General features: G+C 61.5%; 16 protein-coding genes. 8 read left to right on the top strand and 8 right to left on the bottom strand.

Annotation, left to right across the window (positions count from 1 at the left end; all coding sequences use genetic code 11):
* Positions 1-5: 5 nt before the first annotated feature.
* From K5E80_RS09335 to def, 6 genes are all read right to left on the bottom strand, one after another.
* The gene (locus tag K5E80_RS09335) at positions 6-2,117 is read right to left on the bottom strand and encodes a sensor histidine kinase (protein ID WP_220635891.1); all 2,112 of its coding nucleotides are present in this window, start codon (positions 2,115-2,117) and stop codon (positions 6-8) included.
* A complete protein-coding gene (locus K5E80_RS09330; RefSeq protein WP_246590931.1) occupies positions 2,114-2,674 on the bottom strand; it encodes a DUF4390 domain-containing protein in 561 nt (186 codons plus the stop codon). The genes K5E80_RS09335 and K5E80_RS09330 overlap by 4 nt, the downstream gene beginning before the upstream one ends.
* Complete coding sequence (gene rsmB / locus K5E80_RS09325; protein WP_246590930.1) at positions 2,667-3,977, bottom strand: 16S rRNA (cytosine(967)-C(5))-methyltransferase RsmB; 1,311 nt, start codon at positions 3,975-3,977, stop codon at positions 2,667-2,669. Before rsmB ends, K5E80_RS09330 begins: the two co-directional genes overlap by 8 nt.
* A gap of 14 nt (positions 3,978-3,991) precedes the next feature.
* Positions 3,992-4,831 (bottom strand): zinc metalloprotease HtpX, encoded by an 840-nt coding sequence (gene htpX / locus K5E80_RS09320; protein ID WP_220635890.1) that lies wholly within the window; start codon positions 4,829-4,831, stop codon positions 3,992-3,994.
* Between the two features lie 57 nt (positions 4,832-4,888).
* Positions 4,889-5,818, bottom strand: a complete 930-nt coding sequence (fmt, locus tag K5E80_RS09315; RefSeq protein ID WP_220635889.1) for a methionyl-tRNA formyltransferase — start codon at positions 5,816-5,818, stop codon at positions 4,889-4,891.
* A gap of 171 nt (positions 5,819-5,989) precedes the next feature.
* Complete coding sequence (gene def, locus K5E80_RS09310) at positions 5,990-6,493, bottom strand: peptide deformylase (protein WP_220635888.1); 504 nt, start codon at positions 6,491-6,493, stop codon at positions 5,990-5,992.
* Positions 6,494-6,557: 64 nt separating this feature from the next.
* On the opposite strand from def, the gene K5E80_RS09305 reads away from it, so the two are divergent.
* From K5E80_RS09305 to K5E80_RS09285, 5 genes are all read left to right on the top strand, one after another.
* Positions 6,558-7,640: a LysM peptidoglycan-binding domain-containing protein gene (locus tag K5E80_RS09305; protein WP_220635887.1), complete on the top strand. Its 1,083-nt coding sequence runs from the start codon at positions 6,558-6,560 to the stop codon at positions 7,638-7,640.
* Positions 7,641-7,655: 15 nt separating this feature from the next.
* Positions 7,656-8,756, top strand: coding sequence for a DNA-processing protein DprA (gene dprA / locus K5E80_RS09300; RefSeq protein ID WP_220635886.1), 1,101 nt, complete (start codon positions 7,656-7,658; stop codon positions 8,754-8,756).
* 244 nt (positions 8,757-9,000) lie between these two features.
* Positions 9,001-9,459, top strand: a complete 459-nt coding sequence (locus tag K5E80_RS09295) for a Smg family protein (protein ID WP_220635885.1) — start codon at positions 9,001-9,003, stop codon at positions 9,457-9,459.
* 68 nt (positions 9,460-9,527) lie between these two features.
* Complete coding sequence (locus K5E80_RS09290) at positions 9,528-10,685, top strand: class I SAM-dependent methyltransferase (RefSeq protein ID WP_220635884.1); 1,158 nt, start codon at positions 9,528-9,530, stop codon at positions 10,683-10,685.
* Between the two features lie 74 nt (positions 10,686-10,759).
* Positions 10,760-11,158 carry an enhanced serine sensitivity protein SseB C-terminal domain-containing protein gene (locus tag K5E80_RS09285; RefSeq protein WP_220635883.1) on the top strand — a complete coding sequence of 133 codons (399 nt, stop codon included), beginning with the start codon at positions 10,760-10,762 and terminating at the stop codon, positions 11,156-11,158.
* A gap of 91 nt (positions 11,159-11,249) precedes the next feature.
* Here the strand turns inward: K5E80_RS09285 and K5E80_RS09280 are convergent, their stop codons facing one another.
* Positions 11,250-12,014, bottom strand: a complete 765-nt coding sequence (locus tag K5E80_RS09280) for an FAD-binding oxidoreductase (RefSeq protein WP_220635882.1) — start codon at positions 12,012-12,014, stop codon at positions 11,250-11,252.
* A 17-nt stretch (positions 12,015-12,031) separates the two neighbouring features.
* Between K5E80_RS09280 and K5E80_RS09275 the strand changes: the two genes are divergently transcribed.
* The 3 genes from K5E80_RS09275 (at position 12,032) to K5E80_RS09265 (ending at position 14,973) form a co-directional block, all read left to right on the top strand.
* On the top strand, positions 12,032-12,901 hold the full coding sequence (locus K5E80_RS09275; protein WP_220635881.1) for an SDR family oxidoreductase: 870 nt from the start codon (positions 12,032-12,034) through the stop codon (positions 12,899-12,901).
* A complete protein-coding gene (locus K5E80_RS09270; protein WP_343213239.1) occupies positions 12,898-14,061 on the top strand; it encodes a THUMP domain-containing class I SAM-dependent RNA methyltransferase in 1,164 nt (387 codons plus the stop codon). Before K5E80_RS09275 ends, K5E80_RS09270 begins: the two co-directional genes overlap by 4 nt.
* Before the next feature lie 192 nt (positions 14,062-14,253).
* Positions 14,254-14,973, top strand: a complete 720-nt coding sequence (locus K5E80_RS09265) for an oxygen-binding di-iron domain-containing protein (protein WP_220635880.1) — start codon at positions 14,254-14,256, stop codon at positions 14,971-14,973.
* A gap of 105 nt (positions 14,974-15,078) precedes the next feature.
* Here the strand turns inward: K5E80_RS09265 and argJ are convergent, their stop codons facing one another.
* Positions 15,079-16,305 carry a bifunctional glutamate N-acetyltransferase/amino-acid acetyltransferase ArgJ gene (argJ, locus tag K5E80_RS09260; RefSeq protein WP_220635879.1) on the bottom strand — a complete coding sequence of 409 codons (1,227 nt, stop codon included), beginning with the start codon at positions 16,303-16,305 and terminating at the stop codon, positions 15,079-15,081.
* Positions 16,306-16,425: the final 120 nt, after the last annotated feature.

Here is a 16,425-nt window from a genome sequence, read left to right as displayed (position 1 = left end):
GCGCGTTATGTTGCTGCCACCGCTGATTCCGCCAGCGGCAATTTGATGACGATTTCCGCTCCTCCCGAAGCGCGATTGGCGAGACGAATTTCGCCCTTGTGCTCGTCGATGATTTTCTTGACGATTGCAAGCCCCAGTCCGGTACCGCGCGGTTTGGTCGTAACGTAGGGCTCAAATGCTCGCGCCAATGTCTGAGGCGCAAAACCGCCTCCGTTGTCGGATACCTTGAGCATTGCATATTGTCCCGCTCGCCCGGTTTGTATGTCGATGCATGGAGCATCCAAATTGCCCAGGGCATCCTGTGCATTGCGCAGCAGGTTGTGCAGCACCTGGCGCATCTGGTTGCCGTCGGCGGTAATCATCGGCAAGTGCGGGTCTGGATGGAATACCGGTTGCGCATGGCTGCCTTCGTACAAACGGAGTACTTCATCAACCAAGGCATTCAGATCGAGAACGGACAACTCCGGCGACGGCATCCTCGCGTAGTCACGAAAGTCGTTGACCATGTTCTTCATCGCCTGCACCTGGCTGACGATGGTTTGCGTCGAACGCTCCAGCATTTCACGATTCTCGGCATTGAGAAAGCCGGCAAGCTTGAACTGCAGACGCTCTGCTGAAAGCTGGATGGGCGTCAGCGGATTCTTGATTTCATGCGCCAGCCGCCGCGCCACCTCGCCCCATGCGGCGGAACGCTGTGCCACAATCAGGTCTGATATGTCGTCGAACACCACTACATAGCCGGCAGCAAAGGGCAGCACCGAGCCGCGCACCAGCAGCCTCTTTGGCGCCCCGGTCGCGCTGCCGATTTCCAGTTCGAGTTGCCATTCCGGCCCGCGTTCTTCAAAGCCGCCGGCGATGGCTTCGGCCAGCACTGTATGCCTATGCCATTCCAGCAAGGGCAATTGACGTACATCTTCGAGCGTATCGTCGAGGATGGCGGTCGCGCCGCGGTTGGCTGAGCGCAGCCTGAAATCGGTATCGAAGGCGAGGACGCCGGTGGAGAGGTTGGCCAGCACGCTTTCGAGATAACCGCGTGCGGCTTCGAGTTCTTCACGATGACGTTCGGCATCGCGTTTCGCTTCCGCCAATTGTCGCGTCATGCGATTGAAGGATTGTGTCAGCACGCCCATTTCATCCGGTGTTTCCAGTTCGGCGCGTGGCGTAAAGTCTCCCGCCGCGACGGCCTGCGTACCTTCCGCCAGAATCAGCAACGGCTGCGCCATCCGCTTGGCGAGAAAGAATGCGGCGGCGGCGGCAGCGAGCAGTGCCAGCAACAGGGCGAGGGTCAGCGTCATGGTATAGATGCGTTTCAGTCCCCGCTTGCCAAGTTGCAGTTCCTGATAGCTGCGGTAGGCCGCTTCGACGTTTTCGGCGCTATGCGAAATGGCGGCCGGCACCGGCTGCGTCAGTTGTAATATCCTCTCATTGCCGAGCATGCCGCGGCTGACCGGCGCCAGAACGTGGAGCGTCAATCCCGTTTCCGCATCGCCATCGACCCAGGATAATCCCTGCCTCCGTTGCGCCTGACGCAGTTGTACGGGGGTGGGAAGCGGTGGCAACAGACGTGAGAGATCGGAGGAACTGCTTGCGATCACTTGCCCGCCGGATGTCAGCACGGTCGCGGTCTGAACGCCGGACTGTTCGCGCAGCCGGTCCAGTCGTGCGGGTTGGATCTCATTGGTGTCGGAGAGATAGAGCGCCATATTGCGCGCCTTGGCCGCATGGTCGGCCTGAAGCGAATCGAGTACGTTGCGTCCCAGCGTCAAGCCGCCCTCGAGTGCGCTGTCGACGCGGACATTGAACCAGGATTCAATGCTGTTGACGGCGAATTGCATCGACACGCCATAGACCAGGAGACCGGGCAGCACCGCCATCGACGCCAGGATCAACAGCAGCCGGGTTTTCAGGCGTGAGCCGAAAACGCCGCGTCGGTATTCCCTTCGCAATATACGCAACTGCATGCCGACCATTACCAGCAATGCCACTGCGATTATCGCGTTGGCGCCCATCAGGAGCGGATATTGCCGGGCGAACAAATCGGTGTTGGCGCTGGCGAATGTCAGCAGCGAAAGCAGGATGGCGCCTGCTGCTGCTGCTGCGATGAGCAGGATTTTCATTTCGCGTCCTGCTCCGTCAGTGGGAATTGCCAGCGCAATACCTTGGTATCGATTTGCCAGTCGTGGCTGATGAGGGCGTCAAGCTGGAAGGGCTTGGGCAGCTGCCCGCGATCAAATGACAAACGCAATATCGCCTGATAGGTCTCGTCAGACCTGAATTTACCCTTGCCTGCGATCGGCAACGCTGCAATGCGGCCCATGGCGCGCAGGGCATCGGCGAGCGTATCGAAGCTGCGGCCAAGGCCACCGCCGGTGCCGAGCCGATAGTTGCGCGTCAGTGCGTTGTAAGTCAGGCGATAGGTCAGTGCATAGCCGAGCATATGCTCATCGACCCAGTATTTTCGCGGCCGGGTGACGTCGAGTTCGAGATTGAAATAGAGCGGCACGCCACGCGACACCACTTCTTCCGCGCGCGGTCCAAGATCGATGGCGAAGTCGGCCGACAGCGCGTAACCGTCTTCGGTAGGAAATATGCTGGCCCTGACCGGCTCGATGGATGCGGCCTGGACCCAGGAGGCCCACAGCAGCATGATCGCGAGCATGAACAAGTTACGCATTTTTCTCGATAAGCGTGTAGTAGAAGCCGTCGTGTTCCGCGCTGGGTATCAATTGCAATTCGGTTTGCTGGTTTCTCGTCGGCAGCCGTCGTGCGTCCGCGTGCCGGGAAACGAATGCCTGTATCTGTTGCCGGTTTTCTTCTTCGAACACGGAGCAGGTGCAGTACAGCATTTTGCCACCGGGCGCGAGCAGCTGCCACAGCGCGTCGAGGATATACGATTGAGTGCGTGCGAAATTCGCGACATCGGATCTGCGCCGCAGCCACTTGGCGTCTGGGTGGCGCCGCACGACGCCCGAGGCTGAACAGGGCACATCGGCAAGGATGCGATCGAAGGGCCGTTTGTCCCACCAGGTAGCGATGGCCATGCAATCCGCCGCCGATAGTTTTGCAGTCAGGCCAAGGCGGCCCAGGTTCTCGGCCACGCGCTGCAGGCGCTTCGCATCGGCATCGAGCGCCGTCAGGTCGACATCGGCCAATTCGAGGATATGGGCGGTTTTCCCGCCCGGCGCAGCGCAGGCATCGAGCACGCGCATGCACGGCTGTGCGTCGAGCAGGCCGGCGGCGCGTTGCGCGCCCCAGTCCTGCACCGATACCTCGCCCGTGGCAAAGCCCGGCAGTTGCACTACGGGCACCGGCTTGTCGAGCAGGATGGCGCTGTCATCGAGGGCACGCGCGCCGATGCCGTGTTGGACGAGGCGTTCAATATAAATGTTTGCGTTATCGATGCGGCGGCGGTTGAGGCGCAGCGTCATCGGCGGCCGGCCGTTGCCTGCCGTAAGGATGTCCCGCCATTGCTGCGGGTAGGCTAATTGGACTTTTTCTATCCACCATTGCGGGTGCTGCCAGCGTGCGGAGTTATGCATCAGTGCCGTGTCGACCAGGGTGGCATACTGGCGCTGGAAGTTGCGCAGCACCGCATTCACCAGCGACTTGAAGCGGCCGTTGGCCATCAATGCGGCAGCAGATACCGCCTGGTCCACGGTGGTATGGGCATCGTCGGGCCGTGCTTCAAGCCGATATACGGAGGTCAGCAGCAGGCTGCGGATGGTCAGTTCGGCGAGCGGCTTCGCCAGCAGCGGCGCCAGCAGCGCATCGCCGCGCCCGTACTGGCGCAGTGCGCCGTAGGCGAGATCCTGGACAGCAGGACGCAAGGCTTGTGGTACGGAGACCAGTTCGCGGTCAAGGTTGCGGCCGCCGATGACAGCCGCGACCACGTTCGCGGCGCAGGCAAACGCTTTGGAAAGAGGTGGATTGGCGGGAATGGGAGCGGCGGCCGGCATGGCCTGAGGATAACAGGCCACGCGCGTAAACCGACTCAGGCTAACGCACGCAGACGGGCAATGCGTTCCTCGGTGGACGGGTGAGTGCGGAACAGGCCCGCCAGACCTTCGCCGGAAAGCGGATTCATGATCATCATCTGCGCCGTTTCAGGATGCGCTTCCGCGCTGGCCATCGGAATGCCACGCGCGTAGGCGTCGATCTTGGCCAGTGCGTCGGCCAGCGCATTCGGATCGCCGCTGATTTCGGCGCCGCCGCGGTCGGCCTCGAATTCGCGGGCGCGCGAGATCGCCATCTGGATCAGCATTGCCGCCAGCGGTGCCAGGATCGCGACGAGGATGCCGGCCAGCGGATTGGCCGGGCGGCCGTTCTCGTCGCGACTGCCGAAGAACATGGCGAAGTTGGCCAGCGCCGAAATCGCTCCGGCCATGGTGGCGGCGATGGTGGAAATCAGGATGTCGCGATGCTTCACGTGGGTCAGTTCGTGCGCCATGACGCCGCGCAATTCGCGTTCGGACAGCATGCGCACGATGCCGGTGGTGGCGGCGACGGCGGCGTGCTCCGGATTGCGGCCGGTGGCGAAGGCATTCGGCTGCGCTTCGTCGATCAGATAAACGCGCGGCATCGGCAGCCCGGCCTTTTGCGCCAGGCCCTTTACCATGCCGTACAGATACGGGCTGGAGCTTTCATCGACCTCCTGCGCGTTGTACATGCGCAGCACCATCTTGTCCGAGAACCAATAGGAGAACAGGTTCATGCCGCCGCCGAAGACGAGGGCCAGCAGCATGCCTCTTTCGCCGCCGATCATGCCGCCGACGATGCCGAACAGGGCGACGATGGCCGCCATGAGCAGGGAAGTCTTGAACCAGTTGAACATGGGGTCTTTTCCTTCTGTGATATCGACAGCCGTTAGATGGGGGCCGCAGTAAAAAAATCAATCTGTTGCCACAGCAAAGTCATCGCCCACGGATAGCGGGAGGCCGCCGATGAACTCCGCCGCAGAGAGCCGCTTGCCGCCAGATTTTTGCAGTTGAGTGATACGAATCGCGCCGTCACCTGCGGCGACCACGATGCCATGGCTGTCGGCGGCGAGTATGGTGCCCGGGATTCCGCTGGCGTTTTCCGGCGCTGCCTGCCAGAGTTTGATGGGCGTGCCCCGCAACGAGGCCACCATGCCGGGAAAGGGATTGAAGGCGCGGATTCTGCGGCTCAATATCACTGCATCGTCGCCCCAGTTCACCATCGATTCCGCCTTGCCGATCTTGTGCGCGTAGCTAACGCCCGCTTCGGGCTGGATTTGCGGCAGCAATCGACCCAGTTGCGGCAGGGCTTCGACGATCATGGCGGCGCCCAGCGCCGCAAGCTTGTCGTGCAGGGTGGCAGCGGTGTCGTCGCCGGCGATCGGCAGGGCTTTTTTCAGCAGCATCGGGCCGGTATCGAGTCCGGCTTCCATGCGCATGATGGTGATGCCGGTCTCGGCATCGCCTGCCTCGATGGCGCGCTGGATCGGCGCCGCCCCGCGCCAGCGCGGCAAGAGCGAAGCGTGGATGTTGAGGCAGCCTTGGCGCGGAATGTCGAGCACCGCCTGCGGCAGGATCAAGCCATAGGCCGCCACCACCATGACATCGGCGTTAGCATTGCGGAGCGGCTCGTGCGTGGCGGGATCTTTCAGCCGCTCGGGCTGGTAAACCGCGATGCCGTGCTGAAGGGCGAGTTGCTTGACCGGACTGGCTTGCAGCTTCATGCCGCGTCCGGCCGGACGATCGGGTTGCGTCAGCACCAGGGGCACGTCATGGCCGGCGGCAAGCATCGCAGCCAGCGCCTGTGCGGCGAATTCCGGCGTGCCGGCAAAAATGATCCTCATCCGCTTAGACCGCTGCCAAGTGCGCCCCGTGACCGTCGAGCGAAGCGAGCCAATCAGTCGCCTCCTCCGTGAGGGGGAGGCCGGGAGGGGAGGGTCTATTTGCTGTTTTTCCAGCCAAGCATCAAAGCTCTCCATCGAAAGCACTCCTCTTAGTGGTTCCGCCGCGGCCGGCTAAATCGTAATCCGGGCGTGTTTCGCCAGTTTCTTTTTGATGCGCGTTTGCTTGAGCTGCGAGAGATATTCGACGAACACCTTGCCGTCCAGATGATCTATCTCATGTTGGATACAGACCGCGAGCAGCCCCTCGGCGTCGAGTTCAAACGTCGCCCCATCCAGTCCGAGCGCGCGCACCTTGACCCGTTCTGAACGCTTCACGGTTTCGTAGATGCCGGGTACCGACAGGCAACCCTCCTCGCCCTCGCATTCGCCCGACCGATCCAGGATTTCGGGGTTTATCAGCGTCAACAGGCTGGACTTGTCCTCCGAGGCATCGATCACGATCAGGCGGATGTGCCGATCCACCTGTGTCGCAGCGAGACCGACGCCTGGCGCGGCATACATGGTTTCGGCCATGTCCGCCGCCAGTTTGCGGATCGCGTCATCGACGCACGCGACCGGAACTGCCTTCTTGTGCAGACGTGGATCGGGATAGAGCAGAATTGGCAGCAGGGACATGGAAAAGATTGATGCGAGAGGGATTTGCGGGCAGAATCGGCAAAACTATCGAAGGAGATATGCGATGGCTCGTATTATATCTACGCTGTTTGTCCTGATTTCAAGTGCAGTGCTGTTCACGCAGGCCGCTCCGGCCGCCGATGCCCCGCTTGAATTAATACCCGATGCGCCGAGCCGGCACGTCGTCGTGCGAGGGGATACGCTGTGGGATTTGTCGAAGTTGTACCTCAAGGATCCTTTTCGCTGGCCAGAGCTATGGGGCTTCAACAAGGAACAGATAAAGAATCCGCACTGGATTTATCCCGGCCAGGTGCTGGTGCTTGATACCATTAACGGACGGCCGCGTCTGAGCATCGAAGGTGGCGGCAGTGGCGGCGTTCCGACCGTCAAGCTCGAACCGCAGGTGCGGATTACCGATCAAACTCAGGAAATCCCGGCCATCCCCCAGCAGGTCATCGAACCCTTCCTGTCGCAGCCTCTGGTGGTGGAGGAGGATGCATTGGAAACGGCTCCCCGCATTGTCGCTACGGAAAACGACAATGTAATTTGTGCACAAGGGGATCTGGTCTATGTCGATAGGGAAATGTCCGGGCCGCCGCGGCTCTGGCAGGTCTACCGGCCGGGCAAGGCGATGAAGGATCCAGCAACCGGCGAAGTAATCGGATACGAAGCGGTTCTGCTCGGGACTGCCAAGGTGGTGAAGCAAGGGATCGTCGCGAGTGCCAATAAAAAAGGGGTTCCCGGGACCGTGCGCATTCTTACCGCACGCCAGGACATCGGCAAGGACGACCGTCTCATCGTTGCACCGCGCCTACAGATCGTCAACTATACTTTGCACAAACCGAATGGGAATGTGAATTCCCGCGTAGTGTCGATCTATGGCGACAACGAGGCGGGCGGCAATTATTCGATTATCGCCATCACCGGGGGCAAGAAAAGCGGTATTGAGGTCGGGCATGTCCTTGCGCTTTCACGCACCGGGCAGGAGATTACGGATCGATACCGTGGCGCCAAGTACGATTTCGCCCTGCCCAATGAACGCTATGGTCTGCTCTATGTATTCCGTACTTTCGAGAAGGTATCTTATGGACTGGTGATGCAGGCATCGCAGTCCGTGATGGTTGGAGATACGGTCGAGACTCCTTAAGCCGGCCAGCATTCAATGGCAACGGATGCAAGGTTAAATGCCGCTGAACTTGCCGGCTGGTTGCGCCTGACGGCAGTTCCCGGCATCGGCGGCGAATCGCAACGCAAACTGCTGAAAGCCTTCGGCCTTCCGCCGGCGATTTTTTCCGCCAGCGTTTCCGAACTGGCGACCGTCGTCGGATACGAACTCGCGCAACAACTGCTGCATCACGATGCCAGCGCCGATATCGAGGCGGGTCTGGCCTGGGCCAATCAAAGCGGCAACCGGATCGTTACGCTCGCCGATGCGGCCTATCCCAGGGCCTTGCTCGATCAACCCGATCCCCCCGTGCTGCTTTATGCCAAGGGACGCATCGAGTTGCTCAATTGTTCCGCGCTGGCCATCGTCGGCAGCCGCAATGCCACACGCCAGGGCGAAGCGAATGCCGAGGCTTTTGCCGAAGCGCTTGCCGCCGCCGGCATCACCATCGTCAGCGGGCTGGCATTGGGCATCGACGCTGCCGCACATCGCGGCGCATTGAAGTCGGTTGCATCGACCATTGCCGTGATCGGCACCGGGCCCGACCGCATCTACCCCGCACGCAATCAGGATCTCGCCCGCCTGCTGGCCGAACGCGGCCTCATCATCAGCGAGTTCCCGGTGGGTACGCCGCCGCTGGCCAATAACTTCCCGCGCCGCAATCGCATCATCGCGGGACTCGGTCTGGGTTGTCTCGTGGTCGAGGCGGCGCAGCGCAGCGGTTCGTTGATCACCGCGAGACTCGCGGCCGACGCGGGACGCGAGGTGTTCGCCATTCCGGGATCGATCCATTCGCCGCTGTCGCGCGGTTGCCATGCGTTGATCCGCCAGGGCGCCAAGCTGGTCGAATCGGCCCAGGACATCCTCGAAGAGTTGCGCTGGGAAACGGAACTTTCTTCTTCCAATTCCATCGATTCCACCGACAACCCGGGGGAACCCGTCCTGTTGGGGCTGCTCGGTCATGATCCGTGCACGGTGGATGTATTGATCGAAAGAAGCGGCTTGACGGCGGACAACATTCTTGCGATGCTGATGGCGCTGGAACTCGATGGTCGCGTGGCGCAATTGCCGGGCGGTCTTTATCAGCGACTTACTTGATTGACGCGCATGATCACCAGCGCCACCCCGGAGGATGAAAATGCGCAAAGACAAATTGAACGCCCCCCACCCTCATACCTGCTCCAGGGCTCGCTTTGCACAGCTCGCCCGTCTCGGCGGCGCAAAGCGGTGCTTTGCGAATTCCCGCCTCAACCCCCGGGGCGGGGCTACCAGTCGGCCCGCTGCGCTCGATATCACAAGGTGCTCCGTTGCCGCTTTCTCACGCTAAATTAAGGGCACAAACGTGATCGATATCCTGGTCTACCTGTTTGAGAATTACCTGCCCGACGCCTATCCCGAACCCGCCGTTTTGGCGCGCAAGCTCTCCGCCGCCGGTTTCGAGGAAGAGGAAATCACCGAAGCGCTCAGTTGGCTCGACGGCCTGGAACACAGCGAAGCCGTCGTCGTCACACTGCGCGAACAGGGCACCGCAATCCGCGTCTATGACGAAGCGGAACAAGCCCGCCTTTCACTTGAATGCCGCGGCTTTCTCGTTTTTCTGGAGCAGGCCGGCACGCTCGATCCCGCGCTGCGCGAAACCGTCGTCGAGCGCGCGCTGGCGCTCCCGGATTCCGAAGTCGCGCTTTCCAAATTAAAGGTCATCGTGCTCGCCGTCCTCTGGCGCCGCCAGCACGAATTCGATGCGCTGATCCTGGAAGAATTGCTGTCCGACGAGGACGACAGGGAATACACTTGTCATTAGGGCGGGTTCCAGTTTCGCCGCAGTACCGACCATTCCATGCAACCGGGCCGAGCGCTGCTTCCAGCCCCATGAAATCCTCATTGCCCGAACCTTCCGCCGACGCGCAGGCCGCGAGCAACGCCCTTGCGCAGCATATCGCCGCTGAAATCCGCGCCAGCGACGGCTGGATTTCCTTCGCCCGCTACATGAGCCTTGCCCTGTATACCCCCGGCCTCGGCTATTACGCCGGCGGCAGCCGCAAATTCGGCGTGGAAGGCGACTTTCTCACGGCGCCGGAGTTGACCCCGCTGTTCGGACAGGCGCTGGCGCGGCAGGTTGCCCAGGTGATGCAGGCCTCAGCGCCTTTGCTGATCGAGGCCGGCGCCGGCAGCGGCAAGCTTGCCGCCGATCTGTTGCTGGCACTGGATGCCTTGGGCTGTGCGCCACAGCGCTATCAGATCCTCGAACTCTCCGGCGAGTTGCAGGCGCGCCAGCGTGAGACGATCCGGCAAAACGCGCCCGGCTTTTTCGCTCGGGTCGAATGGCTCGACGCACTGCCGGAAACATTCTCCGGCTGCCTGATCGGCAACGAGGTGCTCGATGCCATGCCGGCGCACGAAGTTGCGTGGTATGCAGATGGCATCAATGAAGTCGGCATCGCGCTCGATGCCGCAGGCAAATTCATTCGCGCCGAACGCGCTGCGGATGCGCATCTCGCCGGGCTGGCGCTGGCGCTCGACGTGACGGCGCCTTATCGCAGCGAGATCGGCCTGGCGGGCCGCTCCTGGGTATCGGAAATGGCGCGCCGCCTGCACCGCGGGGCGCTGCTGCTGATCGATTACGGCTTGCCGCGCCACGAGTATTACCACTCGCAACGCAATGGCGGCACGGTGCGCTGCCATTATCGGCAGCGCACCCATGACGATCCGTTGTGGTGGCCGGGATTGTCGGACATCACGGCCCATGTCGATTTCACCGCCGTGGCGGAAGCGGGCTTCGATGCCGGCGCCGACGTAGCCGGCTATGCCGCGCAATCCACCTTCCTGATGAATTGCGGCATTGCCGAACTGCTGGCGCAACGCCAGCGCGAGGGCGATGCCGCCTCCGCCGCACGCGCTTCGGGGGCGCTCAAGCTGCTGATGTCGCCCAACGAGATGGGCGAGTTGTTCAAGGTGATCGCGCTGAGCAAAGGGATCGAGGAGCCGCTGATCGGCTTTGCGCGCGGGGATAGAACTCACGCTTTGTAAAATAATGCAGTTAGTATAATTATCAACAACTGGACAGAGTTGTCCGATTGATAACTGTCAGGAGCATGGGGCAAATGAAGCGAATTGCCATTTTAATTTTTGCCATGAGTATCGTCTTTAGTGTCATGGCATCGCCAATTGACGAACTTCATGTTCCTGATACGCAATTTATTGCAGAAAAAACCGGACAAGCAGAAACAGAACTTAAACAAAAATTATCCCAAACACTCCGGAAGTACGCGCAAGTTGAAAGTGCTTATCTCGTTCTTGTCGCATATCCAAATGCGGATACTCCAAGTGTGGCGTTGTGCATCAGGGCCAAGACTGGAAACGAACGAACAATAGCTAAGGCTATGGGTGGAGATTTCTCTTCAATGTTCAATGCTGCCCAGGCTCTCGACATCATGTTTGTGAGCTCCGAGCAAGAGGAAAAAATAAAGCGTGTCGCCAAACCGCTCTATGTACGCTCCTGACATGGCGGTTGACGCCGCCCCCTTCGGTCGCTTGGGCCTCGCGCATAAAGCCGCGCGAGGCCGGTCACCTCCACGTTGAACCAAACCGAAATTACTTCTTTGCCGGCGCTGGTGTAAACGCATCGGCGAAGAATGCCTCGGACGGCAAACCGTGCGCGGCGAAATCGCGCCGCGCCGCTTCCAGCATCGCTACGGCGCCGCAGCCATAAACTTCGAAAGCGGATAGGTCGGCGAAGTCTTGCAGCACCGCCTGATGGACCAGTCCGGTGCGTCCCGCCCAGTGGCAGGCCGGCGTCGGCTCCGACAGCACCGGCACATGGGTGAAATGCGGGATGGTTTTCGCCCACTGCTCGGGCAGATGCGGCAGATACAGTTCGGCCCGGTCGCGCGCGCCGCGATACAAATGCACTTCGCGTCGAATGTCCCGGTATGCCATGTCGTCGAGGATGGACTTGACCGGGGCGAAGCCGGTGCTGCCGGCCAGCATGATGATGGGCTTGGTCGACTCGGGATTGAGGTGGAAGCTGCCGATCGGGCCCTCGAAGCGCAGGATGTCGTGCAGCTTGAGTACTTCGGTGAACATGCGCGTCGACAACGAACCCTGCGCCAGGCGGATATGCAACTGCACTAGGCCTCGTTCATGCGGTGCGTTGGCGAGCGAGAAGTCGCGTCGTTCGCCATCATCGAACAATAGTGTGATGTACTGTCCGGCGCGAAAATCGAAACTTTCTGTGGCCGGCAACTCAAGCGTAACGATGAGCACATTGGGCGCGATCTGCTCCAGCGCAGCGATGCGCGCCGACAGGGTTCTGGCCACGATGCTGCCGCTGGGGTGAAGGGTGATGTTGAAGGCCATGAGATAATTACATTTCCATGCGACGACTGTTAATCATAGGCTGCGGCGATGTAATGCGGCACGCCCTGCCGCGGCTGACCCGGCATTGGCGCGTCTATGCGCTGGTGCGGCAGCGCGACCCGATGCTGGCTGCGCTCGGGATCACCCAACTGCTTGGTGATCTGGATCATGCGCCTACCTTGCGGCGGCTGCGTGGCATTGCCCAGGCAGTGATTCACAGTGCGCCACCACCGGACAGTGGCGATATCGATGCGCGCACCCGGCGCCTGATTGCTGCACTGCAAGCCGGGGGCAGTCTACTACAGCGACTGGTGTACATCAGCACCACGGGCGTCTATGGCGACTGTGGCGGCGCCCGCATCGACGAGACGCGAACGCTGGCGCCGCTCACCGCGCGTGCCCGGCGGCGCGTGGATGCCGAGACCCGATTGCGGCGTTTCGGGATCGGCAGCGACTGCCGGGTGTCGATTCTGCGCGCCCCCGGCATCTACGCCGCCGAGCGCCTGCCGCTCGAGCGGCTGCGCCAGGGATTGCCCCTGTTCGCGGAACGCGACGATGTATTTACCAATCATGTTCATGGCGACGACCTTGCCGCCGCCTGCAGCGCCGCGCTGCGTCACGGCCGACCCAACCGCGTGTACAACATCTGCGACGATTCCACGATTCGTATGGGCGACTGGTACGACCAGCTTGCCGACGCTTTTGCGCTGCCGCGTGCACCGCGCCTGCCGCGTGCAGAAGCGGAGCAAGTGCTGCCGCCGCTGCAGCTATCCTTCATGCGCGAATCGCGGCGCATCGGCAACGAGCGCATGAAGCGGGAACTGAAACTGCGGCTGCGTTATCCCACCATCGATGACGGCATTCGTGCCGCAGCGAGGCCATCTTGAGTCAACAGTATTTTTCGCCGTGCCCACGCGGACTGGAGCCGCTGCTGGCAGAAGATGTCGTTGCCGCCGGCGGCGGCAACGTCAGGACAACGCCGGGTGGCGTGCTCTACTTGGGCGGGATCGAGACCCGCTATCGCGTCAATCTCGAATCACGCATCGCTACGCGCGTGCTGTGGCAGGTCGCGCACGGGCCCTATGCGCGCGAAGACGACATCTACCGCCTTGCGCGCGAGGTGAACTGGCCGCGCTTGTTTACGGCCGAGCGCACCCTTCGCGTTTATGTCACCTCGATCAGGTCGGCGCTGAAAAGCCTGGAATTCATCACCCTGCGCACCAAGGATGCGGTGTGCGACCGCTTCCGCGACGACACCGGGCGACGGCCGAGCATCAACACGCGCAACCCGGACGTTCGCATTCATCTCTTCGTCACCGCCACCGAGGCGACCTTGTATCTCGACACCTCGGGCGAGGCGCTCTACCAGCGCGGCCACAAGATCGCGCGCATCGAGGCGCCGCTCAAGGAAAATCTCGCCGCCGGCATCCTGCGCCTGGCCGGCTGGAAGCCCGGCACGCCGCTGCTCGACCCGATGTGCGGCAGCGGCACCTTCCTGCTTGAAGCGGCGCAGATGAGTCTTGGCGATGCGCCGGGCCTGTCGCGCGAAGCGGGTGAGTTCGGTTTCGAGCGCCTGCTCGATTTCGATGCCGCGCTGTGGCGGCGGCTGACCGTCGAAGCCGCGCAGAAACGGCAGTCGCCCGCCAAACTGCCGATCTGGGGCAGTGATATCACGCAAGACGCCGTGGCCCGCTCGCGCCAGAACCTCGCCCATGCCGGCATCGACGACCTGGTCGAGGTGACGCAATGCGATCTGCTCGAACGCAACGCGCCTGCGGCCGGTGGCATGCTGATTGCCAACCCACCCTATGGCGAACGCTTAAGCGATCAGGAACAGATGGCGGCCTTCTATCCGCGCCTCGGCGATGCGCTGAAACGAAACTTTGCCGGCTGGGACTGCTGGTTCCTCTCCGCCGACACGCGGCTGCCGAAACTCATCGGCCTCGCACCGAAGCGCAAGACCCCGCTCTTCAACGGCGCGCTCGAATGCCGGCTCTACTATTTCCCCATCGTCGCGGGCAGCAACCGGCCGAAAGCGCCGGCGTAATTTTCATGAATAAATCACCGGTGACTGCTTTTGAGCGGGTTGTCGCATGAGTGAAATCGGCCACGAGCGGTCAGCCGTAGTCACGTTTAGTTTTGGCTCCGCCGGACCATAAAACTTCACTTGAGACTCTTTCTCACGCGTCGTTTAAGGTAGAGCGCATAATAGATTATCGCTTGCTCAGGGAGTACACCTATGCAAACCACCACTCATGAGATAGCCGACCGCATCTACCGTCTCTCAACGTGCGTTCCGGAGGTGGCCCCGGGCGGTTTCACATTCAATCAGTTCCTCGTGGACGCTGACGATCCCCTTCTCTTCCATACGGGTCCGCGACGGATGTTTCCGCTGGTTTCGCAGGCGATTGCCCGCATTGTTCCCCTTGAGCGGCTGCGCTGGATCGCCTTCGGACACGTGGAATCCGATGAGTGCGGAGCGATGAACGAATTCCTGGCCGTTGCGCCCCGCGCCCAGGTGGCACATGGTGCGACAGGTTGCATGGTTTCACTCGACGACCTATGCGATCGTCCCCCACGCAAGCTGGCTGACGGTGAGACCATCGATCTCGGCGGAAAGCTTGTTCGGCACATTGACACGCCACACGTTCCACACAACTGGGAAGCGCGAGTTCTTTTCGAGGAAACCACCAAGACACTCTTTTGCGGCGACCTCTTCACGCATACAGGCGACGGACCGCCAATAACTGATGCTGACATCGTTGAGCCCGCACTTGCGGCAGAAGAGCTTTTTCATGCCACGGCGCTCTCACCCCTCACCGCGAAGACGATCCGCCGTCTCGCAACACTCGAACCGCAGATGCTTGCGCTCATGCACGGCTCATCAACGCGGAACCGTTGCAGCGAATCCCTGCTGCGACTCGCCGATGCTTACGACGTGCTGACCCGGCAAAGCTGAGCGAAGAAAATTATGGGCAAGGAATCAATTTCAAGAAGCGGATGCTCGCCCTTGGGATACTGAATAGTTCAATCCACGCGGAGCGAGTAACCGGTATGGCCGATTTCAAGTCCGGTAATCGGCATTGATTTTCACGTAATCGTAAGAGAGGTCGCAGGTCCACACCGTGGCCCCGGCATTGCCGCGGGCGAGATCGACGCGCACCGTGATCTCGGCCTGCCGCATCACACGCACGCCATCCTCTTCCCGATAGCTTGCGGCGCGGCCGCCGTTCTCCGATACCAGGATGTCATCGAGCCAGATGCGTGTCCGTGCCACGTCGAGATCGTCGATGCCGGCATAGCCGACGGCAGCCTGGATGCGGCCGAGGTTGGGGTCGGAGGCGAAGAAGGCGGTCTTCACCAGCGGCGAATGGCCGATGGCATAGGCCACCTTGCGGCACTCTTCTTTATCCTTGCCGCCTTCGACGGCGACGGTGATGAACTTGGTGGCGCCTTCGCCGTCGCGCACGATGGCCTGCGCCAGTTCGATGGCGACGGCGATGATGGCTTCGCGCAGTACCGGCCATTCCGGCGCGGACTCGGCGTCGATGTACAGGCCGCTCTTGCCGCTGGCGATGAGTATGAAAGAGTCATTGGTCGAGGTATCGCCGTCGACGGTGATGCAATTGAATGACGCGTCGGCGGCGTCCTTCACCAGTTGCCGCAGCAGCGACGCGGCGATACCGGCATCGGTGGCGACGAAGCCGAGCATGGTCGCCATGTTGGGGCGGATCATGCCCGCGCCCTTGGACATGCCGGTGACGGTAACGGTTTTGCCGCCGATATCGATGCGGCGCGAGGCGGCCTTGGCCACCGTGTCGGTGGTCATGATGGCGTGCGCCGCGTTGTGCCAGCCATCGGCGCGCAAATCGGCCTGGCAGGCGTCGAGTCCGGCGATGACGCGTTCGGCCGGCAGCAGTTCGAGAATCACGCCGGTGGAGAAAGGCAGCACCTGGCGCGCTGCGACGCCCAATGTCTCCGCTACGGCCGCACAGGTCGCCAGCGCGGCATCCATACCGGGCTGGCCGGTGCCGGCATTGGCGATGCCGGTGTTGATCACCAGCGCGCGCATGTCGCTGGCTTGCGCGAGACGTTCACGGCAGAGCGTCACCGGCGCGGCGCAGAAACGATTTTGGGTGAACACGCCGGCGACGTTGGCACCGGCGTCGAGCGCAATCAGTGTGAGATCCTTGCGATCCTTCTTGCGGATGCCGGCCTCGGTGACGCCGAGGCGCACGCCGGCGACGGGATGGAGTTGATCGGGGGAGGGGGTGGTGTAATTAACAGGCATAGGGACTCCAAAATAAGCAAACATCTTTTACCACCAAGACACCAAGAGCACAAAGGTGCACCAGGAAAATAAAATTCAAAATGCTTTTCCTTGGTGATGCCTGGTGTCCTTGGTGCCTTG

It is taken from the genome of Georgfuchsia toluolica, assembly GCF_907163265.1.
In the GTDB taxonomy this organism is placed as follows: domain Bacteria; phylum Pseudomonadota; class Gammaproteobacteria; order Burkholderiales; family Rhodocyclaceae; genus Georgfuchsia; species Georgfuchsia toluolica.
Note: the sequence above shows the minus strand (reverse complement) of the source record. Positions and strands in the feature narration are given on the sequence as shown.